15 protein-coding genes are annotated in these 22,849 nt (G+C 59.2%); 12 read left to right on the forward strand and 3 right to left on the reverse strand.

What is annotated here, in order from left to right:
* Positions 1–376 precede the first annotated feature (376 nt).
* From HY011_26340 to HY011_26370, 7 genes are all read left to right on the forward strand, one after another.
* Positions 377–2,038 (forward strand): sodium/solute symporter, encoded by a 1,662-nt coding sequence (locus HY011_26340; GenBank protein ID MBI3426463.1) that lies wholly within the window; start codon positions 377–379, stop codon positions 2,036–2,038.
* 172 nt (positions 2,039–2,210) lie between these two features.
* On the forward strand, positions 2,211–2,804 hold the full coding sequence (locus HY011_26345; GenBank protein ID MBI3426464.1) for a hypothetical protein: 594 nt from the start codon (positions 2,211–2,213) through the stop codon (positions 2,802–2,804).
* Between the two features lie 78 nt (positions 2,805–2,882).
* On the forward strand, positions 2,883–3,557 hold the full coding sequence (locus HY011_26350) for a hypothetical protein (protein ID MBI3426465.1): 675 nt from the start codon (positions 2,883–2,885) through the stop codon (positions 3,555–3,557).
* 124 nt (positions 3,558–3,681) lie between these two features.
* Positions 3,682–4,851, forward strand: coding sequence for a galactokinase (gene galK / locus HY011_26355; protein ID MBI3426466.1), 1,170 nt, complete (start codon positions 3,682–3,684; stop codon positions 4,849–4,851).
* A 228-nt stretch (positions 4,852–5,079) separates the two neighbouring features.
* Positions 5,080–5,676 carry a PEP-CTERM sorting domain-containing protein gene (locus HY011_26360; GenBank protein MBI3426467.1) on the forward strand — a complete coding sequence of 199 codons (597 nt, stop codon included), beginning with the start codon at positions 5,080–5,082 and terminating at the stop codon, positions 5,674–5,676.
* Positions 5,677–6,585: 909 nt separating this feature from the next.
* Positions 6,586–7,827, forward strand: a complete 1,242-nt coding sequence (locus HY011_26365) for a hypothetical protein (protein ID MBI3426468.1) — start codon at positions 6,586–6,588, stop codon at positions 7,825–7,827.
* A gap of 471 nt (positions 7,828–8,298) precedes the next feature.
* Positions 8,299–9,828, forward strand: coding sequence for a phosphatase PAP2 family protein (locus HY011_26370; GenBank protein ID MBI3426469.1), 1,530 nt, complete (start codon positions 8,299–8,301; stop codon positions 9,826–9,828).
* 155 nt (positions 9,829–9,983) lie between these two features.
* Here the strand turns inward: HY011_26370 and HY011_26375 are convergent, their stop codons facing one another.
* Positions 9,984–11,753 (reverse strand): DUF3500 domain-containing protein, encoded by a 1,770-nt coding sequence (locus tag HY011_26375; GenBank protein MBI3426470.1) that lies wholly within the window; start codon positions 11,751–11,753, stop codon positions 9,984–9,986.
* Positions 11,754–12,008: 255 nt separating this feature from the next.
* A complete protein-coding gene (locus tag HY011_26380) occupies positions 12,009–13,349 on the reverse strand; it encodes a HupE/UreJ family protein (protein MBI3426471.1) in 1,341 nt (446 codons plus the stop codon).
* A 690-nt stretch (positions 13,350–14,039) separates the two neighbouring features.
* On the opposite strand from HY011_26380, the gene HY011_26385 reads away from it, so the two are divergent.
* From HY011_26385 to tnpA, 4 genes are all read left to right on the forward strand, one after another.
* Positions 14,040–15,140, forward strand: coding sequence for a tetratricopeptide repeat protein (locus tag HY011_26385; GenBank protein MBI3426472.1), 1,101 nt, complete (start codon positions 14,040–14,042; stop codon positions 15,138–15,140).
* 314 nt (positions 15,141–15,454) lie between these two features.
* Positions 15,455–16,405 (forward strand): SH3 domain-containing protein, encoded by a 951-nt coding sequence (locus HY011_26390; GenBank protein MBI3426473.1) that lies wholly within the window; start codon positions 15,455–15,457, stop codon positions 16,403–16,405.
* 354 nt (positions 16,406–16,759) lie between these two features.
* Positions 16,760–19,861: a DUF4062 domain-containing protein gene (locus HY011_26395; protein MBI3426474.1), complete on the forward strand. Its 3,102-nt coding sequence runs from the start codon at positions 16,760–16,762 to the stop codon at positions 19,859–19,861.
* Between the two features lie 269 nt (positions 19,862–20,130).
* Complete coding sequence (gene tnpA / locus HY011_26400; GenBank protein ID MBI3426475.1) at positions 20,131–20,583, forward strand: IS200/IS605 family transposase; 453 nt, start codon at positions 20,131–20,133, stop codon at positions 20,581–20,583.
* Between the two features lie 285 nt (positions 20,584–20,868).
* On the opposite strand, the gene HY011_26405 is transcribed toward tnpA, so the two are convergent.
* Entirely contained in the window at positions 20,869–21,660 is a 792-nt protein-coding gene (locus tag HY011_26405; GenBank protein MBI3426476.1) for an acyl-ACP desaturase, read from the reverse strand.
* Positions 21,661–22,263: 603 nt separating this feature from the next.
* Here HY011_26405 and HY011_26410 point away from each other — a divergent pair.
* Entirely contained in the window at positions 22,264–22,836 is a 573-nt protein-coding gene (locus HY011_26410) for a sigma-70 family RNA polymerase sigma factor (GenBank protein MBI3426477.1), read from the forward strand.
* Positions 22,837–22,849 lie beyond the last annotated feature (13 nt).

Genomic DNA, 22,849 nt, shown 5'->3' on the forward strand with positions numbered 1-22,849 from the left:
ACGATCCCTGGCGGCAAGGCGGCATAAAAGGCGCACACGACAGCGTGCGCCTGCTGCCACGACGTCGCACTCTTGAGTTCGCCCGTCGCTGGCTCACACCACACGGCGGTTTGTTGGCGTAGATGAAAACCCACTCCGAGGTAGAAAGCCTCCATTTGGTCAACTCAGATTCTAGTCGCTTAGAGGAGAAACCGTCTTTATGACATCAGGGTTACTTTCCCCGTGTTCCACGCTTCTCCCATACTTGTTCTCCCCGAAATGTTTTCTTGCAATCATTGCGAACAAAGCTATACTGCCCGCCGTCCGTACTGCTCTTGTCCCGCGTATTCCCAGCGGGCATCCCAACAACAGCGATCCAAACGAGGACAGAAAATTCATGCAAGTGCCCCTCTTGCTTTTGCAGTCTTTGCAAACTGGCGGCGTGGCGCGGCTGGTGACGATTGATTACATCGTACTGGCGCTCTACTTCGCCGTGATCTTTGCCATCGGCTGGTATTTCTCGCGTCGTGAACGCAACACGTCGGATTACTTTCTGGCCGGACGCGATGTGGCGTGGTGGGCGATTGCCGCCTCGCTGTTTTCGTCCAATATCGGCAGCGAGCATTTCATCGGGCTGGCCGGGACGGGCGCTTCGTCGGGGCTGGCGGTGGGCCATTTTGAATGGCTGGCGGCGATGATCGTGTTGCTGTTGGGCTGGGTCTTCGTGCCGTTTTACCTGCGCTCGAACGTGTACACGATGCCGGAGTTTTTGGAGCGGCGCTACAACGGCGCGTGCCGGACGTATCTGGCGACGGTTTCGCTGATCGCGTATGTCTTCACCAAAATCGCCGTGGCGCTGTTTGCCGGCGCGATTGTGTTGAAGGCGGTACTGGGCTGGGGCATGTGGCAAAGCACGCTGGCGCTGGTGGTGGCGACGGGGATTTATACAGTGGTCGGCGGGATGGCGGCGGTGATTTACACCGAAGTCATCCAAACGGTGATTCTGGTGGCCGGTGCGCTGGTGCTGATGTTCATCGGCTTGGATAAGGTAGGTGGTTGGCATGGGTTGCAGGCGAGCGTGCCGCCAGAGTTCTTTCACATGATGAAGCCATCTGCCGATAAGGAATTCCCGTGGACGGGCATTTTCTTTGGCGCGCCGATCTTGGGCATCTGGTACTGGTGCACCGATCAGGTCATCGTGCAGCGCACGCTGGCGGCCAAGAATATCGAACACGCGCGCGGCGGCACGATTGGCGCGGGCTTTTTGAAAATCCTGCCGGTCTTTATGCTGGTCGTGCCGGGGATGATCGCGCGGGCGCTCTACCCGCAAGAGATGGCGGCGGATTCCAACGCGGCCTTTCCGATTCTGGTGGTGCGGCTGATGCCCGTGGGTTTGCAGGGCGTGATGATCGCCGCGATGCTGGCGGCGCTGATGTCGAGTTTGAGCGCGGTGTTCAATTCCAGTTCGACCATCTTCACGATGGATTTTTATAAGGAGCTGCGGCCCGGCGCTTCGGAAAAGCAGTTGGTGAATGTCGGGCGGCTGGCAACGGTTGTGATGGTGGGGCTGGCGCTGTTGTGGATTCCGCTAATGGGGCGCATCAGCTCGCAGCTTTGGATTTATTTGCAGAGCGTGCAGGCTTATGTTTCGCCGCCGATTGCGGCGGTCTTCCTGTTCGGCATTGCGTGGCGGCGGGTGAATAGCCAGGGCGCGTTGGCTTCGTTGCTGGTCGGTTTCGCGCTGGGCGCGCTGCGATTCATACTGGAAGTCATTTACGCCGGTCAAACGCTGAGCGGGTTTCTAGGCTGGTTCGTAGGCATGAATTTCCTGCATTTTGCGGTGCTGATGTTCGTCATCTGCGTCGCGGTGTTGATCGTGGTCAGTTTATTAACGCCCGCACCGACTGACGCACAACTAGCCGGGTTGACCTTTGCGACGGCGCATTCGGTGGTGGCGATTGAGAGTGAAGCGGCCACGCCGGGACTGCGGCGCTGGAATCTGGCGTTTACAGCGGTGTTGGTGGCAATGGTCGTTGGATTGTGGCTTTATTTTGCTTGAGAGGTGGCGCGTGGTGAGCGGTGTTTGGGTTCGCAACTGTTTTTTGATAGTGGTGTTGTGCGGCAGTCTGTTGGCGGCCAGTGGTTGCAGCGATGCCGCAGCGGGCCAATCCGTTGCGCAGGTCAGCGCGCAGGCAACGGTCACGCCAACGCCTGCGCCAGAGACAAAGCCAATGCCAACCGGTGCATTGCCAAAAGCAGGTGTTGGCGTAGTGGATGAATTATTCACGCTGATGCACGCGGCCCACACGCGCCCGTCGTTTCGCGCGCGCATGGAAGCCGAAGTGAACGGCGAACCGAGCGGCTTTGATTTGGAATTCGTCGCGCCGGATCGTTACCGCATGGTCGGCAAAGGTTTCGAGTTCATCGTCATCGGCCATGAGGGTTACGTGAAGATGGAAAACCTCTGGCAAAAGGCCATGCGCGATGAGGCCGATGATTCGCACACCTTCAACGTCGGCAATGCGCCGGTCTTCTGGGGCACGACGGCGGCGGCCAAACTCAAACCACTCACGACGATCAAAAATGTCAGCGAAGTCGCGGGCGAAGGCCAGCCGCAAAAGCTGTTTGAATACGAGATGACAGGCGCGCTGGGTCACAAAGGCCACAACTTTTCACGCACCTGGGTGAGTCTCGCGGACGGCTTGCCACGCAAGACCGAAGTCATGGGCGATTACGACGGCGTAAAATCGCATGCGGTGCTGACCTGGCTGGAATATGATGCGCACCTGAAAATTGAACCGCCGGTCGTACAGACCGCGCATTGAATTGAGATTGGTAAATCGGCGCACGGGGCGGGCCGCCAAGGGACGCCGCGCGCCAGTAAGTGCTAAAGGAGATACAGGATGAATTGGTTAAAGGTGCTGGTGTTGGTCGGGATGACGGGTTTAGCCAATGGTTGCGGTTCCAAGCCGCCCCAAGCGGAACAGCCGGTGGCGGCGGCGGCAAAAGCGCCCGAACCGGAAAACGAAGCGGCCATTGCCGCCGCGCGCGCGAACCCGCTGGATGGCCTCGCTAAGGCCTATCAGAAAGCCTTTGAAACAAATTCCTACCGCGTCCGGCTGGAAGCCACGCGCGAAGACATCACCGCCACCACAACCTATGAGTTCGTCGCGCCTGACCGGTTTCGGATGATTACCGGGCCGACCGAATTGATTGTGATCGGCGATGCGCCGTTCTTGAAAACACTCGGCTCCTGGCAAAAAGCCACGACTGGCTTGCAAACCCAGATGAAATCCATCCGCGATCCGCAGATGGTCGAAAAGCTGCGCAAATCCACCGACGCCAAGTTCGCCCAACCCGACACGCTCGCGGGCAAACCGATGCTCGTCTTTGAATGCAGCGCGAAGGATTTACTGGGCGCCGAGGGCGCAACCTATGCCAAGACCTGGATCGGCGTCCTGGATGGGTTGCCGCACAAAGCTGAGTTTGAAGGCATGACCGGCAGCGTCAAAACCAAAGGCGTGATGACGTGGTACGATTACAACGCCGAGATCAAAATCGAACCGCCCATTAAGTAGCAGTTCATTACCAGACCTTTCTCAACCGCAAGGGACAAAGGAGCCCAAGTACTGACGACAGTCTTGGGCTCCTTTGTCCCTTGCTTATTTTGCAGTTCAAATTCTTCTTTGCCCCCGAAACATAATGATCGCGCCAGCACAAATCATTGCTCAATTCCAAGCCCGCTTCGGCACGACGCCGCGCCTTTTTTCCGCCCCAGGCCGCGTCAACCTGATCGGCGAACATACCGATTACAACGAAGGCTTCGTCTTGCCGCTGGCGATTGACCGGCGCACTTACGTCGCGGCAGCCAAGCGCGCTGACCGGCGTGTGCGCGTATTCGCCAGCGACCTAGGCGAAGCGGTCGAGTTCGAGCTTGGGCCTGAGTTGCGTCCCGTTGCGCCCGGGCGTTGGAGCAATTATGTGCGCGGCGTGGCGGCCTGTCTGGAACAGGCCGGGCACACGCTGGGTGGCGCAGATTTGCTGATTGCCAGCGAAGTGCCGCTGGGCGCGGGCTTGAGTTCTTCGGCGGCGTTGGAAGCGGCGGTCGGTTATGCGCTGCTGTGCCTGAGTGAGCAAACCAGCAACCTGCTCAATCTGGCGTTGATCCTGCAACGCGCCGAGCACGAATTTGTCGGCACGCAATGCGGCATCATGGATCAATACATCGCCTGTCTGGGACAAGCCGGGCGCGCGCTGTTGATTGATTGCCGCACGCTGGACAGTGAACCTGTGCCGCTGGATTTGCGCGACACGCGCATCGTTGTCTGCAATTCGCTGGTCAAACACGAACTGGCCGCAGGTGAATACAACACGCGCCGCGCCGAATGCAGCGAGGGCGTGCGGCGGCTGGCGCAACATCTGCCCGGCATTCAGTCTCTGCGCGACGTCACGATTGAAGAATTCGATCAAGTAGCCGCTGTTTTACCCGACACGATTCGCCGCCGCTGCAATCACGTCATCAACGAAAACGAGCGCGTGCGATTGGCGGTCGCGGCGCTGAAACGCGGGGAGCTAGCCGTCTTCGGACAATTGCTCTATGCCTCACACGAGAGTTTGCGGGACGATTACGAGGTCAGTTGCCGCGAACTCGATTTATTGGTCGAGATTGCCCAAAACACACCCGGCGTTTATGGCGCGCGGCTGACGGGCGGCGGCTTTGGCGGCTGCACGCTCAATGCGGTGGCGGCTGACAGCGTGACCGATTTTATTGAAAGGGTCAGTCGAGAATACTCGGCGGCCACGCATTTAACCCCTGAATGCCATGTTTGCCGCGCTGCTGACGGTGTCAAAGAGCACGTGACGGGGCCTTAAACAACCAAAATCCCCTGCAAAATCGGCTAAGTTTTTGTTTGCCATATACGAAAGCATGCCCCTATAATCCGCCATCCCCTCCCGTCAGCGGAGCAAGCCCCAAACCTTGCAATCATCTTCGGGCATTCGCAGTGCGGTTTTGGTGCTAGGGAATTCAATTCGTGGCGTCGAGCGTCCCCAGAAACAGATTTATTTACCCGCTCAAAAATCGGTAAGCTGAGGTTCAGAATGGTTCGCCGTATTCTCACATCCGTGCTGCTCAGCACATTATTTGTTCAAATAGCTTTCGCCGACCCGGTCACGTACCGGCAATTGCGCCCTGAAGGGGCTGCTGCGGGCGCGGCTTTCTCGCGTCTGCCGCAACCGGCCAGCGCCGACAACACGCCGACGAAACCACCGCAAAGCCAAACGCAAAATCCGGCCACGCCACAGGGGCAAGGCGGGCGCGTGCAGGAAAGCCCGAATCACCCGGAATTTGTGCGCCTGCCGGATGGCCGCATCGTCAAATATGGCCCGGGCATTATTTGCGACGAAAACTGTATCGAAGCGGTGCCGCTGGCGCGCGCGCGCGTTTCGCGGAATTGGTATGTGCTGCCGCCCTTACTGGCCGCCGGGATTCTGTGCGCCGTGTTATGCCGGGGCGGCGCGGATGCCCCGCCTGCCCAGCCGCCAATTGTGCTGCAACCCAGCCCTTCGCCGACGTTGCAACCAACGCCGGTGCCGCCCAACCAAGTGCCGGAACCGGGTACCTTGATCTTGCTGGGCACGGGTCTGGCGACGCTGCTGGCGCGGCGCAAGCTGAAGCATAAGCCGGTCGAAGAGTAACCGATGTTTGCCCGACAAAGCGTTGTTTGCAATCAAAGCCCCGCCCAACATTGGCGGGGCTTTGTGCTGTAGTCTGATTTAGCCAAAGGCATACGACTGGGAAAGATTGCAAAAGGCGCACGCTCCCGCACCTGCCTAAACCGGTTTGCAATTGCGTTTATGGGAGCGCGTTGGGCCGAACCGCCCAAGCCCCGCTTGCTCACGCGCGCGGTACCGTCCCGGCCCAACGCGCTCTCATACACCGATATGAAAACCGGTCTAAGTACAAGCTAGATGCAAATTCGTCACAGACGTCTGAAAAGCTGGCCGCCGCTTGTCGGTTCTTGCCACACTGGCGTGTCCTTGGCGCTTCCCTGCTTGCTTCGTGGGATTTGTACGCATAACAATTTCTAGCACTCTCCAACTGGCGCGGCGGTAGTCCAGTAGATCAGACGAATACCTGGAAACGCCTATTCATCTCATATTTGCCGGTGTGTGCGCCACCCTTCGAACGGCGCACACACCGGCTGCTGACGGCAAGCCTACAACGGGCCTGCGCACACAACCGGCATACCCTTTGCTCTGCTCTCCCACACAGCCTGACTTGACCGTAAGAGCAGGCCGCGCGTACTCACGCCCCAGCAAAATTGCCCTTCGTTGATTGCCCTCGCGCTCCCGCCAGGTGACACAAGTTGACTGGCTTGCGCGCAACCCGTATGCGCAAAGTGGCGGCGTATAACAACGCCAGTCACACGCGTTCTGCCTCTGCAAGTAAAACCCGCTGCCGCCCCTTTGGCAGCCTCTGGCCGCGCCCCTGGCCTGACGACGAACTGCACACACGTCACTTCTCTCCCGTTTCATCAATCTAGTTAGAGTTCGGGCTGGCCTTAGTGTGCCCGCCCAACACCGAATAAAAAAAGGAGTCTCCCTATGCAATATCTGAAACTTTTCGTATTCGCGCTGTGCGCAACGTTCTTGAGCTTGCTGACGCTCAGCAGCCCGCCGGTCGCCAGTCAAACCATCGAAGCGCCCGCCGGTTTCGACAATCAAACCAACGGTCTCATCACGCAGGCGGCCTTTGAGGCCGACCTCGAAGATTTCGCCGCCCGCGAAGAAATCGCCGACGGGTTAGGCCCTATTTACAACGCGCAAGGCTGCGCCGAATGTCATCAGAACCCGGTGGTCGGCGGCATCAGCCAAATCACCGAATTGCGTGTCGGGTGGCGCGACCGGCAAGGCAGTTTCATCAACCCGCCCGGCGGTTCGCTCATCAACGACCGCGCCATTCATCCGTCGTTGCAGGAATACGTCACCGGCGCACGGCGCGAGATGTTTGCGCGCAACGACACAGTGCGCACCTTCCGCACTTCGCTCAACGTGCTCGGCGACGGCTTTGTCGAAGCCCTCGACGACAACACGTTGATCGAAATCGCGCGCAACCAGCCGCAACTTTCGGGCGGGTTGATTGCGGGTCAGGTGATTCGCGTGCCTGTGCTCGAAGCCCCCGGCGTCACCCGTGTGGCGCGGTTTGGTTGGAAGAATCAACACGCCAGCTTGCTCTCGTTTTCCGCCGACGCCTATCTCAACGAGATGGGCATCACCACCCGCTTGCTGCCGACGGAAAACACTTCGCTGGGTAATTCCGTGGCGGCCTTCGACACCGTCGCCGACCCGGAAGACACCGCCAATGAATTTGAAGGCTTCACCCGTTTTATGCGCGCGACCAAAGCGCCGCCCCGCGATCTGATGTTGGCCGCAACACCTAACGCCCTGGCGGGCGCGCAAGTGTTCAATCAGATCGGCTGCGCCATCTGTCACGTGCCGAATCTGGTCACCGCACCGGCTGGCATGGCGGTCAACGGCGGCACGTTCACGCTGCCCGCCGCGCTGGGCAACAAGGTGTTTCATCCTTACAGCGATTTCCTGCTGCACGATGTCGGCACGGGTGACGGCATCGTGCAAAACGGCGATCAATCCACCGCGAACAAATTGCGCACGCCGCCGCTCTGGGGCGTGCGCACGCGCACCCGACTGATGCACGACGGCCTGGCGCTGACCTATGAAGAGGCCATCGCACGCCATCGCAATGAAGCCCGCGGCGTGCTCACCCGCTACAACGCGCTGAGCAACGCGCAACGCACGCAGTTGCTCAGCTTCCTGCGTTCGCTGTGAGCAAACCAGTTGGCGGTTGGCGGTTAGCGGTTGGCAGTTGACGGTTTGAAAAGTTGGCGATGATCTTAGCTCAGTAGGAGCGCGATGTTTATAGCCACGGTCAGCGACAATTCTTCCAGCCCCAGAGGGGGCGACATGTGCCACATTTCGCTCCTCTGGAGCTGGAATTCACATTCCGCGCTGACTATAAACATCCCGCTCCTAGAGCGGTTTGCAGTTGCGTTTACGGGTGTCAGTTGAGGCCAGGACAGTACCGCGGGCGTGAGCAAGCGGCGCGTCAAGCTTGCCCCCTTGGCTGAATTGCCAAAGCACCGCTTGCTCACGCCCGCGGTACTGTCCCGCTGCGCGGTTTTCCCGTACACCGTAGTGAAAACCGATCTAACGGAGCTAAGTTTTCAACCAGCCTCTAACTGCTAATCGCTAACCGCTAACCGCCAACTGCCAACCACTAACCATTTCCAAGGAGAAGTTATGAGACGAAAGGTGATTTTCCCAATGCTGGCCCTGCTCGCCTTGAGCCTGGCCGTCGCGGTCTGGCCGCAAGGCGGCGGACGCAACAACAATGACGCCTGGGGGCCGCGTTACAAGCCCGCGCCACAAACGCGCGCGCCGCAACGCCACGGGCCGCCGTTGGGCGCCGACACACTGGCGCGGCTCAAACACTGGAACGAGTTGGCGATTAATGCCAGCGGGCTTGACCATACGCCGGTGGCCGTGGGCGAAACCCGCGTCTTTGGCGAACAACTTGGTCCCGGGCGTTCGAGCCGGGCGCTGGCGATTGTGCACATCGCGGTCTTCGATGCGCTCAACGCGCTGGTGGGCAGCTATCGCAGCTACACTGGCGTCATTGCGCCGCGCGGGCCTGTTTCGCCGGACGCAGCGATTGCCAAAGCGGCCTGTGATACGCTGGCGGCGTTGTTCCCTTCGCAAGCGGCGAGCTTCAATACGGCGTTGGCCGCAGACCTGGCGCAACTCGCAGACAGTCCCGCCAAAGTCAATGGCGTTGAATTGGGACGCCGTGCCGCGACCGCCATTCTCACCTTGCGCGCCAACGACGGCTCGCAATACACGGAGTTGCGCGTCGGCACCGATTTCATCACCAGCAACGAACCGGGCAAATGGCGGCAAGACCCGATCAGCCAGATTCCGCTCGCCCTGGGCGCAAAATGGGGCGCGGTCAAACCCTTCGTATTGCGGTCGGGCGAACAGTTCCGTGCGCCCGCGCCGCCAGCGTTGAATAGCGCGGAATACACTGCCGCGTTCAACGAAGCGAAACGGCTGGGCGGCGATGGCGTCACCACGCCGACGCAACGCACCGCCGACCAGACCGAGATCGGCATTTATTGGGCCTATGACGGCACGCCGAGCCTGTGCGCGCCGCCGCGCCTTTACAACCAAATCGCCGTGCAGATTGCCGAGCAGATGGGCACGAACGCCGTCGAACTGGCGCGGCTGTTGGCGCTGATCAACGTGGCGCTGGCCGACGCGGGTGTGGCGGCGTGGGAGTCGAAGTATTACTACCAACTCTGGCGGCCTGTCACCGGTATCCGTGAAGCCGACGCGGGCACCGGCCCGACGGGTTTGGGCGACGGTAATGCGGCGACGCTGGGCGATCCGGCGTTCTCACCGCTGGGCGCGCCTGCCAGCAATCTGACCGGGCCGAATTTCACGCCGCCTTTCCCGGCGTATCCGTCCGGGCACGCCGTCTTTGGCGGCGCGCTGTTCGAGACGCTGCGCGACTTTTACCGGACGGACAACATCGCTTTCACCTTTGTCTCGGACGAACTCAACGGCGTGACGCGGGACAATCAGGGCAACCTCCGTCCGCTCATTCCGCGCAGTTTCACCACGCTTTCGCAGGCGGAAGAAGAGAACGGCCAGAGCCGCATTTATCTCGGCATTCACTGGTCATTCGACAAGACGGCGGGCATTGCGCAGGGGCGCAAGGTGGCCAATTACGTGGCGGAGAATGCCTTCGTGCCGCTGCGGCGTGGGCGGTGAGCGGTGAACCGGGCAGCCAGACGAGGTGTTCGATGAGGTGTTCGATGAGGTGTTCGATGAGGTGTTGCTGAAATACCTCTTTCACCGAAAAGCGGCGGGCAGATTCGCAACCTGCCCGCCGCTTTTTTGCCGCTTCAACGTGACCCGAATAACTCTTACTTGATGTTGATCGTCACCGTGTTGGCGGCAGTGCCATCCACACTTAACGCCACCTCCACACTGCCGCGTCCGGCCAGGCTGCGCGGAATGAGGAGATTGGCTTGATCGAGTCCGGTGAGACTCCCTTGCGCGCCGGCGTATGAAACCGTGGCGCTGGCGCCGCCAATGGTAGCAGTGGCCGCCGCCAATGAGCTGCGATTACGGAAGCCCGTGCCATAGCCAATTAGGAAGACCTGCTCGGTGGTTGCGCCAAGGTCAATCGGGACGGCCTCATAACGATTGGTCGTGGTGTTGAATTGGGTGGCCGCTTCAAACGTTTGCGTGCCGTCGGCTTTGACACGCAGGACGAGGGCGGCGGCGACTCCGCTGCCATTGGCGTTGGCGGCAAACACACCCGGCGCAACCGCCGCCACGGTGAGCGTGCCGGCGCCGACCGTTGTGCTATTGAGCACGACATTGACCGTCGCGCTGCCGGTCGCCGTGCCCGCCGGAATCTGAAAGTTGAGTTGTGCCGGTGAGACGAAAAAGAGCGGCGCGTTGCGGGTGCTTCCGGCGGAGTCTTTCACCTGCACCTGGACGTTGCCGAGCGTGGTGGGCAAGGGCGTAGTGGAAGCGGAAACAGTGCCGGACGCCAGCCCAGTGCCAAACAGCGCGCCAATCGCTTCGGGGGCGAGTGCCCCGGAAACATAACTCGCTGCCGAAGTGATCGCGACTGCGGCCACAGCGCTGGTGTCGAGCGGCGTGGTCAGGCTTAAATCCTTGCCGTAATCGCGCACGTGATCGCGCCAGACCGTGTGGTAATGAATCTGATTGCGAAAGACGACGCCGCTCTGGCAAGCGAATTCAATCCAAACGCTCGGCCCGTCAATGCGCGCGTAATTCGTGTTGGCATTGAGAAAGGAACTCGTATCACCCGCCGTGCCGCTGCCCGTAAACGCGATGTACGTGCCGTCCAATTCGCTCTGATAAATGCTCAGCAAATTGGCGGCGACGGTGTCATCCATGTCCTGCACCCAGGGTTTCATGGCCGCCAGCACCAGCAGTTTTTGCGCGGCGCTCAAGGTGCTGACGGCAATGCCCACCTTCGTGGTCGGAAACGTCCCGTTGCCGCCATTGCTTTCGCCGGGAGTCATCGTGGTATCGCTGAAGGTGGTCGAGAGTTTGGCGCTCGCCAATTGCGTCGCGTTGAGCGCAGCCAGCATAGCCGCCAGCGCGTCGCGTTCCTGTGTGAGCGGCGCATACGTGGTTCCGCTCGTAGTAAACGTGAGCGGCTCCAGCGCTTCAAACTGCGGCGTCGTGCCGACGACGTGACCTTGGTTGTAGGCGACGTTCGCGCCGTAATGATGCCCGCCGAATTGCAGCATCCACGCGCCGGTGGCGCTGGGCGTGTTGAGAAACGACAGGAAATAGATCCCTTCGCTGTAACCGCTGCCGCCGCCATTCGCGCCAAGATACGTATCCGCCAAGCGAATTTGATTGAACTCGTCGGAGCCTTCATTGGCGACAGTGCCCATCGCGGCCTTCACGACTTCCACGGCGGCGGCCAATTGCGTCGCGGTCAGCGTGCTGAACTGGATACCGTTGCGGCAAGAGCTACCGCACGGCAGATTCGACCAGCGGCGCGCCAGTGTTGTCGTGTAAGTCTGTTCGAGCGTCGCTTGTTGCGTCGTGGTCAGCAGAGCTTTGAATGCCAGCGCTTTCGTTACGACTTCGGAAACGCCGGCGGGCGCAAGCGCTGAATCGGCTGGCGCGCCCTTGGCTGCCATCACTGACTGGGGCACTGACTGGGGCACTGACTGGGGCACTGACTGGGGCACTGACTGGGGCACTGACCGGGGCGCTGACGGCGGCACGGCGGAATTGTTTGCTGAAGCCTGAACCGGTTTGAGCGTGACCAGAAAATAGGCCGCGCAGGCCAACGAGAACAGGCAGAAAAATACCAGCAGAAGTTTCTCTCCTGCGGCGCGCGCCACGGCTGTGAACATAGCGCGTGAACCGTGAATGGAGCGGTTGTCTTGCATTTATGTTTTCTCCTCTAATGACGAAATGCTTCGTTGTTTGATTGAATGATGGACGTAAGCAGGCAGCGCCAGCAGTGCCAGCAACAAAATGCCCAGCGGCGCATACTGCGTGACCGTTTGCATCGAACGGTCAATAACGTTTGAGGCGCCGGACACACGGCTCGCGATCCAGCCGAGCGCGGCGAGGGCGGCCAGCACGGCGCTGCTGACTCTGACCCGCGTGTAAAACGGTGTGAGGCCGAGCAGAATCAACCAAGGCACGGTGACGGCAATGACAAAGACTTGCATCAACTCGATGCCGAGGTTGAAGCCGAAAATGCTCAAGGCCAGCGGGCCGGCGCTCAGTTTCAAATCAACCAAGACCGTGGCGAACGCCAAGCCATGTACCAAGCCGAAGCCCGCCGCGACGTAAGTTTCTTTGCCGGGAAACAGCGGACGTATGGCGTGAACCGCCGAAACGAGAATTGAAAACGCGATCAACACTTCGACGGGTTGTGGCGGCAGTCGCAGCCAGCCCAACGCCCCGGCGAGCAACGTGACGGAATGCCCGGCGGTAAAGGCCGTCACGATCTTCAGCAAACGGGCCAGGCTGTAACGGCTGCCGCCGAACGCGCCCCAGCGACGTCCATCAGTGAGCAACGTGGCGGGCAGCAACAGCGCCAGCAGAAACAACAAATGATCCGTGCCTGCTTTGATGTGCTGCATCCCAAGGCCGACCATGCCTTTGAAACCGTCCCACGAACTGCCTTTTTCCAGGTTGATTTCCAGCGGCTCGACGCGCGTGGTTTCGGTATTCACCTTGATGACGCCGACTTGCTCTTCGGCGGTCTGGCCGCGCTCCCAATCGTTTCTGATAGACACCAAGGCTCTGTGCGTGACGACCTGATGCAGAATGACATCGTAGTTCAGCGTGAATTTTCGCGTGTTGGCACCCGCCGGCGGCGTCAGAATCAGATGAACCGTGACCTCCTGAAAAGGGCCGCTTTGTGTTTGCTCGGCCTGTTCCACTTTCATCTCCATGACCTCGACCGCCCAGGCCTGGCCTTGATCGGTCAGCGGCTGAATGTGGGCGCGCAGATAAGCGCTGAATGGCGCCCGCCAGCTTGCCAGCGCTGTTTCGGGGTCTTTGGTGACAGCATTTCCAAAGGCCAGCTCCAATTCGCTGAGCGGCACGTGCAAATTCATCGCAACCCTATCCGGGCCGACATCCAGCACGACCAGCGTGGCCGGTTGTTGGTGCGCAAACGCGCGCTGTGACGCCGCGCCAAGTACCAATAACAATAAGAGAATTGGCAGCGGCCAGTGGTGCGAAAAAAGTTTGCTAAAGATTGTTTTGTTCATCGTGTCCTATAGAAAGGCTACACCAAGATGCACGAAATGAGTTGGTACGGAACCGGGAGCGATAGCGACCGGGTGCCTTCGCGTTAGATTTGTTGAGGAGCACCCGGTCGCTATCGCTCCCGGTTCCGTACCGCTAGACCCGCACTCCAAAACTCAACCTCGCGAGGAGTTGAATTATGAGTTCGTGTGGCGGGCGGAATCGAGCAGCGGAGATGGAAAACATACATCCGCACGAACGCAAGGCTCGCGGCAGCCGATCGCGCTGTTCATCTTTGCCACATTATTCTTTAAGCTCAATGCCGTGGTTGTCGGTTCTCGCCACGCCCTGCGACTGCTTTCCTCAAAAAACCGGCCCGCATTACCCGCAGCCGGTCAGGCATTGCAAGCGGGGTGCCAATTTATCCGGTGGTGCAAAAAATGAAGCGGCCTTGCCCGCAAGACGCGACGGCTATTCCCGCGCTGGCTTCCGCTCCGCCGGGGATGGCAACTCGCGCCCGCATCCGCTACCATACGCCCACCCTTTACTAACCAAACATTGGCAAACGACGGCGGACGCTGATATTCACCCACGACTTGACAGGCTGACACTGCAACTTGTCCACCTCCGCCGCGTTCAATGCCTGTCGCAGCACGTTGCCCCCGCACGCTGCGCGACAAAATCCGAACTCAGAACTCGCTGGGAGATTCGTTATGAAGAAGTCCATCGTCATGCTCTCCACCTTCACGGCGGCGCTGTTGCTGTTCTGTCAGCCGGCCCTGGCCCTGCGTTTCGACTGGGAAAAAGCGGTCTCGCTTTATAAACAAGGCCAGTTCCGCGCCGCGATTACCGAATTTCAAAGCGTCCTGACCGAATTCCCCGAGCACGCCGATAGCTGGAAATTCATCGGGCTGGCCTATTATCAACTCAAAGAATACGACCCGGCCGTCGCGCCTTTGGAAAAAGCCCTGACCCTCAAGCGCGGCGAAGGCAAACAGGATGTGGATATTTTGCAGGCGCTGGGCCGCATTCACGTCGCGCTGCAACAATACGACCGCGCGTTGCCTTACTTTGAAGCGCTGAGCAAACAGCAACCCAACGTGGCGGCGAATTTTTATATGCTCGGCGTGATCCAGGCCAATCTGAATCGCCCGGCGGATTCGGATGCCGCCTTTCGCGCGGCGCTCAAACTCGACCCGAAGGACGGCGACACCTGGTATTACCTCGGCGTGCAGCAATTCCGCGCGGGCAAATTCAGCGACGCCGCCAGTTCGCTGCGCAATGGGCTAAACGCCACGCCCAAAAATACCGAGATGATGGGCTTGCTGGTCGAGAGCCTCCTGCGGTTGGGCGCGAATGAACCGGACGAGCGCAAGGCACAGACGCTGCTCGACGAAGCCATTCGCGTTGCCACGAATCTCAAGACCGCGCGCCCCGATAAAGAGGATGCCGCTTCACTCGAATTGCTGGGGCGCGCCTTCCTGGCCGCCAAGAAATACACTAATGCCGAAATGACGCTGGAGCGCGCCTTGGCGGCTTCCAAGCAGCCGAGCGCCTCGCTCTTCTTCGCCGCGGGCTTTGCTCACGCGCAAAACCACGCCTGGGTGCGCGCGGCGGAGATGCTGGCCAACGCCGATCGTCTGCAACCCGGCGATTTTAATACGCTGTATTACCTGGGATACGTCTTTGAGAACCAACGCAAGTTCGCGCAGGCGCTCGATGCTTACAACCGCGCGTTTGAAGCCAGCGGGCGCGCCAACGCCGATGTCAAAGCCAGCATTGACCGCGTCGCGCCTTTGGTGCGGATGCAGTGAGCGGTTGGCGATTGGCGGTTGGCGGTTGGCAATTGATGGTTGATGGTCTGTCGCAATCGTAGAGAACTCAATGCCTACCATTCGCCATCCGCTTCCTACGGCATCCGATAAACAGTAACCGCAAACCGCCAACCGCCAACCGCCAACCGCCAACCGCCAGTTTTCTTACAACATCTCCACGAACCAATCATCTACGGTACAAAGCTATGAAAAGCGCTCTGGTTAAGAGCTGGAAGCAATTTCCGGCGTATTTGCTTTGCTTGGGATGCGGCCTGTTGACCGTAGGGTTAACGGCATGCTCATCGGCGAAAGGCGTGCTGAATAATGAAACGGCGTTCGTCGCTCCCGAAAAAATCCGGCTGCGCAGTTCGACGGCGGAGGCGGCGCGCACGGTCGGCGAACTCAAAAGCGGTGATCAGGTCACGATCACCGAGCGCAAAAGCGAGGGCAATACGGCTTGGGCCAACATCAATGGCCCCGGCGGCGTGAGTGGCTGGGTCGAGAGCAAAACGCTGGTCAAACAGGCGATTGTGGATGCCGCGCAAAAGATCGCCAGCGAAATTCAGGATATTCCCACCCAGGCCGTCGGCAAATCGAAAGCGCGGCTCAAGCTGCGGCTGACGCCAGATCGCAACAATGATGACAACGTGGCCTTTGAACTTTCGGCCGGCGCCGTCCTCGACATCGTGGCGCGCGAACGCCAGCCACGCCCTGAGAAACTCAGCGCGCAACAGACCGCCCCGGCGAACACTGCTGGCAACAATGCCGCCGCCGCCGGGCCGAAATTCGATGACTGGTACAAGGTGCGCATCAAAAATCTGGCGATTGCCCCGGCGGGCTGGATTTATGGCGGTTCCGTCGAACTTGACGTGCCGGGCGACATCGCCTTCTTCACTTCCACCGGACAGCGCATCACGGGCTGGCAAAAGATCGGTTCGACGCAGGACGAACAAAACCAAACCAAAGAACATTATTTGGTGGCCGAGAAACAGCTCTTTGGCGGTGATGAACGGCTCGATTTCAACCGGCTAAAAGTGCTGGCCTTCGATCCCAAGCGGCGCGAGTATTACACCCCCTTTCGCGAAGATGTCTCAGGCCGCTTTCCCATCCGCGTCAAGCTCGACGACAAACGCGGCTCCTTTCAAGTCACGGCCCTCGACAAAGCCAATCAGTCTCATCCCATTGATTACACCTTTGAATTCGTCGAGAACGGCCGCCCCAAAGTCACCCGTGTGACGCCCAAAGAAAGCGGCAAGAAGCGCTGACCGGGACGTACAGCAACCTGGAAAGATTCCTGTACAGAAGCCAAACGGTAGTGGCGAAGTCCGGTGGGATGTGTCAGCAGCCCGCGCTCCTTCAGGGCTTGTGCATTTCTTGGCGCCAGTTCCAGGGGCGTCGCTCCGCTTTGCCCCTGGCTATTGGATGTCGCCCTTTCAGGGCTTTACGCCGCAATGGAATTCCCTGCGCCGTTCTTTCTCGCAGCGGTCTCCGCTGGGTGTCCGCTGTATAGCTTGACCTCCTTCTGCTTCTTGGCTAGTTTGCCGTGGCGTTTGGCGTGCGCCGCGCAAGCCGCCCGCGCCACCGTGCCCCAAGCCGTTCACCCACGAGGAAACAAGCTCATGCCTGCACGACCCGGACAACTGACCGCGATGATCAGCAGCACTGCGCGCGACCTGCCCGAACACCGCCAAGAGGCGCTGGACGCCTGTCTGCGCCAAAGCATCTTCCCGGTGATGATGGAGCACCTGCCCGCCAGCGACGACGAAGCCATCGGCGCATCGTTGCAGATGGTGGATGACGCCGACATTTACCTCGGCGTGTTCGCGCATCGCTACGGCTACGTGCCTGCGGGTCACCAGATTTCCGTCACCGAGATGGAATACGACCGCGCCGTTGAACGCAAAATCCCGCGTCTGATTTTCGAGATGGGCAAAGACCATCCGATCAAGTTTGAAGACGTGGAAGTTGAGGCCGCTGCTCAACTCAAAGCCTTCAAAGACCGCGTCGGCACAGAGAACATCGTCAACTTCTTCAACTCGCCCGCCGATTTGCGCGCAAACGCCATCAACAGCCTGTCGCAAGTGCGTGCCAAGTTGGAGGAGACCAAAGGCACTTCGCAAAAATTCAACTTCCATCCGCCCAACCTCATTCCCACCGCGCCCGCGCCTTACATCGCGCACCCGTACTCGCTGCTGCAAACCGGCCAGGTCATCGGGCGGCGCGAGGAATTGAAGCTGCTGACCGATTGGGTGACGCGCAACGCGAGCGACCCGGCCAGCATTCGCCTGTTCAACGTCGTCGCCATCGGCGGGATGGGCAAGAGCGCGCTGACGTGGAAGTGGTTCAACGAGATCGCGCCCAACGAATTGCCGCAGTTGGCCGGGCGGATGTGGTGGAGCTTTTACGAGAGCGATGCCTATTTTGAAAACTTCGTCATCCGCGCGCTGGCTTATACGAGCGGGATGCCCGAAACGGAAGTGCGTCAGCTTGCGCCCGACGTGCGCGAAGACCGGTTGTTTCACCTGCTCGATACGCAACCGTTCCTGCTCGTGCTCGACGGGCTGGAACGCATCCTGCTGGCGTATGCGCGGATGGATGACCTGGATGCAGACCTGGGTACGCATCGCTTCCAGCGTGCGGACTCGGCAGCGGACGGAATGAAGGCCGAGGAAATCCCCTCCGGCATCCGTGGCTCTCAAGCCGAGACTGCTGGCAAGGATGCCAGCGTACCCAGGGAAAAGCATCGCTTGCGGATGTGCAGCGACCCGCGCGCCGGACGCTTTTTGCGGCGGCTGGCGCAGGTGCGGGCCGCGCGCGTGCTGGTTTCGACGCGGCTCTATCCGGCGGAATTGCAAACGACGACGGCCCAGCCGAGGCCCGGTTGTTATGCGCTCTTTCTGGAAGGCTTGAGCGACGATGATGCGCTGGCGCTCTGGCGCGCCTTCATCGGCGGCGAACGCAGCGGCGCGCGCGCGCGGTTGCTGCCGTGCTTCCGCGCCTTTGGCAATTATCCGCTGCTGTTGCGCGCGCTGGCCGGTGAGGTAGCCGAATACAAACCCGCGCCCGGCGATTTTGACCGCTGGCTGCAAGACCATCCTGATTTCAACCCTGCCGAGCTTGATCTGCGCAACGCCCGGACGCACGTGCTCGGTTACGCGCTCGAAGGCTTGCGCGACACGCACACCCGCACGCTGCAAACGCTGGCGGCCTTCCGCATGCCCGCGACGTGGGAAACGTTGTGCGCTGTACTGGTTGGCAAAGGGAAGAAGCCTTGCCGTGACCAGAGCGCGTTGGTGGCGGTGCTAACGGAGCTGGAAGATCGTGGGCTGGTCGGCTGGGACAAAGCAGCGAACCGCTACGACCTGCATCCGATTGTGCGCAGCGTGGTGTGGAGCAAAATGAGCAACAAAATGAGGCGTGTTGTGTGTAAGAGCTCGCTCAAGTACTTCGACTCGTTGCCAAAAATTGGCAATCCGCTTAAGGTCAATAACCTTAGTGACCTAACACTTGCCATCGAACGTTACATTACGCTTGTTCATCTTGGACGATATAACGCTGCTTTGTGGGTCTTCTTCAAACAATTAAATAGCGCCACGCTTTATCGTCTTGGTGCCAGCCGACAAGCTATTGAACTTCTAGAGATGCTCTTTCCTGCTGGGCTAGACCAGTTACCGACATTCGGCTTTCGCTTGTTTCAATTTTGGGTGTTTAATCAATTGGCTTTGGGGTACATAGGCATCGGACAGCCCGAACGTGCAATAACGCTATTTCGCCGCGCCAACATACTTCAATCACTGAGTACTTCCAGGGGCAATTTATCAGAAGCATTGCTAAGAAAAGGCAAAATCTATCAGGCTGAAGTTGCGGCACGTCGTTCTTTCATAATCGGGCGTGATAGGTTCCCCTTTCTAAAAGGCAGGAGCCCGGTCTTGTCTGAATGGGGTGCCAAAGTATTTGGAGTTAAGTCGATATTCCCGCTTTTGACCTACGGGCTTATCTTAGCGTTACGCGGAATTACAAGTAAGTCTGAATCCATCCTAAAACAATCGTTGCGAGTATTGGCTAATCAATCTGAAGTCCAAGCAGAAGGTCGCGCCAATTCCCGTTTAGCGCAAAGAGCGTTATGGCTGAAGGAATTTGCCAAAGCAAAAGTGTTCGCGACTCACGCTTGGGAATTATCCAGTAAAGCGAATTTTGAAGGAGACTTTATTCTTGCTGCGCGACTGCAAGGCGAAGCTGCTTTAGGGCGTAATCATTTCGCTACTGCCAACGAACACTTGCACCACGCGCTAACCCGCGCACGGGCGGTGAACCTTGAACTCCCCGCCCTGATTGCCCTCGCCGAATTGCGCCGCCAGCAATCGTCGCCGGACGAGGCGCGCGAACTGCTCGACGCCGTGTGGGACAGTGCCGCGCGGGGGCCGTATCCGCTCTTCCACGCCGATGCGCTGAACGTGCTCGCCGCCCTCGAACGCGACGCGGGCCAGACCGAGGCCGCCATCGCAGCCGCCACCGCCGCCTACCGCCACGCCTGGTGCGACGGGCCGCCGTATGCCTACCACTGGGGCCTGACCGCCGCGCGCCGCCACTTGCAGGAACTCGGTAGCCTTGAACCCCAGCTTCCGCCCTTCGACCCCACGCGACACGAACCCATGCCGGCGGTGGACATCAATCCGCGCGATGAGTTTTATGTGGAGGTGGGGGAGGAAGAAGCAGAATGAGATTTCGCCCGCGCAGCCGGGCGGCAGCATAAAGCCCAGGGTGGAGCACGCTTCGTGCGGAACCCTGGGACAGCGCCGTGAATGACACGTTAGCCCACGGAGTGGGCGGCAGACATTGGCCCATCCGCCATGTCTACCGCCCATCAACAATCACCTATTCCCCAGGGTTCCGCACTAGCGCGTACCGCTGGGACAGCGCCGTGAAATCACTTATTCCCCGGGGTTCCGCATAAACTCTGGGAACAACACCAAACCCTCGGAGGAATGCCATGCCTCAATCTTATGTCAACCTGCTTTACCACCTCGTCTTTTCCACCAAAGAACGCCAGCCGCTGATCACCGAGGCCTATCAGCCGCGTTTATATGAATACCTCGGCGGCACCATTCGCGGGCTGGGCGGCGTGGCGTTGGAGATCAATGGCGTCGAAGACCATGTGCACGTGCTGGCAAAATTGCGGCAGGACAAAGCCGTGTCTGAGGTCTTGCGCGATCTGAAAGCGAATGCGTCTGGCTGGTTGCACGCCGTCTTCCCAGAGTTACAGCAGTTCGCGTGGCAAAACGGCTACGGCGCGTTTACGGTGAGCACGTCGCAAGTTGCCGCCGTGCGCCGTTACATCGCCAATCAGAAAGCGCATCACCAACAGCAATCGTTTGAAGAGGAGTTCGTGCAGTTGCTGAAATTGCACGACGTTGAATATGACGAACGTTATTTGTGGAAATGAATTGCGGAGATCGTTCGCGGGCTAGGCATATTTAGCGCCGCATTCCCAAGTGATTGCGGCGCCAGCCCGCGAACATGGATGGCGGATGTGCGCTCATTCGCCCATTCGCCCATTTGCCAAGGTCTGCCGCCCACTCCGTGGGCTAATGTGTTCTTCACGGCGCTGTCCCAGGGTTCCGCGCGAAGCGCGCTCCACCCTGGGCTTTATGCTTCCGCCCGGCTGCGCGGGCTGGGCGTATTGAACTGTCGTGCCAAGCTCAAATGCTGCGCCGTGGCTGAGAAGTCGTCACAGCGCCCCGGCTTTTTCAAAATACGGCTCCATCAACCGGATGCCTGCCAGGCCCGGCAGCGTGCCCATTTTGGCGTCAATCTCCTGCACCACTTTGCGGCGCGCGGCGGCGGGAAAGACGGTGGTGAAGAGGCGTTTGACTTCCGCCGTAGTCTTGACGCCCGCGCCGACCGGCACCCAATTGGACTCCAGCAAGCGCCGCGTCAACCAGCGTGCGCCGGGCGTTTGTTCGAGTTGCTGGCGGGCGTGATTGAAATACCAGGCGAAGTGGCGGCGCTCCTGTTTGGCAATGCGGTCGCACAGGGTTTTGAGCACGGGATTGCGCGTGAATTGTTTGAGGTGTTCATAGCCACGCAACGTCGTCATTTCTTGAATCGCGCCGAACGAGAGATACACCGCCGGGAACTGATGATAAAAGACGCGCGAGAACAGCGGCGTCAGCACCAGTTCGAGCCATTCTTTGAGCGTGCCGCGCTTTTGGACTTGTTCAACGCGATTTTCTTCCAACGGATGGCCGCAGGCCGCCAGCAGGCGCGCCAGTTCGTAGCCGTGGAAAAACTCTTCATAGTTCCAGGTCGCCAGAAAGGCCGTGACGGCGGGTTCGAGGGCGATTTTCATGCCGAGCAGGCTGCGCAGGTAACGGATCGTCTGGCTTTCAATGTCAGAAAAGTAGGTGATGACAAAGCGTTCGTCCTCGGTCAGGCCGACGCGGCTGGCTTCGTCCCAATCAAGGTCAGTGGTGGCAATGCGGGTTGAAGCGCCGATATAACGTTCAATGTCTGCGGTCATAGGTGAAGTCTCCTTTTCACCAGCGATTACGGGGAGAATGGCGCAATGGATTTCTTTGACCGATGGCTTTGAAACAAGATGTTTGCAAATAGGAATGAACCACGGGGCACACGGGGGAAGAGGGGGGAAACACAAACTGCGCCCGCAGATCGCAACTTTACCCTCACATATATAGCTTTCAAGAAAAAGAAATTCTCCCACGAAGCTACACGAAGAAAACACGAAGCAGGATTGATGGGTATTTCTTTCTTCGTGGAATCTTCGTGTGGCTTCGTGGGGAAAATCATTATCTTGAAATCTATATTTGCTTGGTCTCCCTGTGCGCCCCGTGTGCCCCGTGGTTGGTTCAATACGAGCGCTCCCAAGTGGCATCCTTTGCCTGTAAACTAGGCGCACTCGTTGCCAGTGAAAGAAGCAGTGCCGGGCAAGGCCCAAGTGGCATCCTTTGCCTGTAAACTAGGCGCACTGCAAAATTTACGGCAGGTTGAAACCAACCGCCCCGGCTCGTCACTTACCCCACGGAACACGCAAGAGAAGTTTTGAGGGAAACACAGTGTGAATGTGATGAGCAGTTGGGCGATAGCGAGCGAGAAGCGAGGGACAATGGCCTTTTCCGAAATCGCGCCCGGCGTGGTTACGCGAGCGAAGAACGGAGACGAAGATGCGTTTCATCTCATCTTCAACCGTTATGGCCGACCTGTCCTTAGCTTCATCAACAACCTGGTGCAAAGCCACGAGTTGGCCGAAGAATTGGCCCAGGAAACCTTTGTGCGCGCCTACCGCAACCTGCGCGGCTTGCAGGATGAAGCGCGCCTCTCGACCTGGCTTTTCGGCATCGCCCGCAACGTTGTACGTGAGGCGATTCGGCAAAAGATCAAAGCCGAAAAGAAGGTAGACCTAGACGCCCCGGAAACGCTCCAATTGCCCGCGCCAGGCGTGTTGCCGGAGGGAGCGATGCTCGACCGCGAATTGACCGTGAAAATCAGCCGCGCGCTGGCTGACCTGGACGAAGACAAACGCGTCGTGTTCAGTCTGAAGATTTTTCATGAGAAAAGTTACGAAGAGATCAGCGCGCTGACCGGCCATTCCGTCGGCAAGCTGAAGACGGATTTACACCGGGCGCGGCTGGAAATCCGCAAACGGCTGGGGACGTATTTAGAAAGCGCGGCGTGTTGAAAGGCAATGATAT

The sequence above is a fragment of the Acidobacteriota bacterium genome (genome assembly GCA_016196035.1).
Classification (GTDB): domain Bacteria; phylum Acidobacteriota; class Blastocatellia; order RBC074; family RBC074; genus JACPYM01.

Coding starts and splice junctions, on each gene's coding strand:
- HY011_26365 (MBI3426468.1), top strand. CDS start 6,586: ATGCAATATCTGAAACTTTTCGTATTCGCGCTGTGCGCAACGTTCTTG.
- HY011_26345 (MBI3426464.1), top strand. CDS start 2,211: ATGCCAACCGGTGCATTGCCAAAAGCAGGTGTTGGCGTAGTGGATGAA.
- galK (MBI3426466.1), top strand. CDS start 3,682: ATGATCGCGCCAGCACAAATCATTGCTCAATTCCAAGCCCGCTTCGGC.
- tnpA (MBI3426475.1), top strand. CDS start 20,131: ATGCCTCAATCTTATGTCAACCTGCTTTACCACCTCGTCTTTTCCACC.
- HY011_26410 (MBI3426477.1), top strand. CDS start 22,264: ATGGCCTTTTCCGAAATCGCGCCCGGCGTGGTTACGCGAGCGAAGAAC.
- HY011_26375 (MBI3426470.1), bottom strand. CDS start 11,753: ATGGCAGCCAAGGGCGCGCCAGCCGATTCAGCGCTTGCGCCCGCCGGC.
- HY011_26405 (MBI3426476.1), bottom strand. CDS start 21,660: ATGACCGCAGACATTGAACGTTATATCGGCGCTTCAACCCGCATTGCC.
- HY011_26350 (MBI3426465.1), top strand. CDS start 2,883: ATGAATTGGTTAAAGGTGCTGGTGTTGGTCGGGATGACGGGTTTAGCC.
- HY011_26360 (MBI3426467.1), top strand. CDS start 5,080: ATGGTTCGCCGTATTCTCACATCCGTGCTGCTCAGCACATTATTTGTT.
- HY011_26380 (MBI3426471.1), bottom strand. CDS start 13,349: ATGAACAAAACAATCTTTAGCAAACTTTTTTCGCACCACTGGCCGCTG.
- HY011_26370 (MBI3426469.1), top strand. CDS start 8,299: ATGAGACGAAAGGTGATTTTCCCAATGCTGGCCCTGCTCGCCTTGAGC.
- HY011_26385 (MBI3426472.1), top strand. CDS start 14,040: ATGAAGAAGTCCATCGTCATGCTCTCCACCTTCACGGCGGCGCTGTTG.
- HY011_26395 (MBI3426474.1), top strand. CDS start 16,760: ATGCCTGCACGACCCGGACAACTGACCGCGATGATCAGCAGCACTGCG.
- HY011_26340 (MBI3426463.1), top strand. CDS start 377: ATGCAAGTGCCCCTCTTGCTTTTGCAGTCTTTGCAAACTGGCGGCGTG.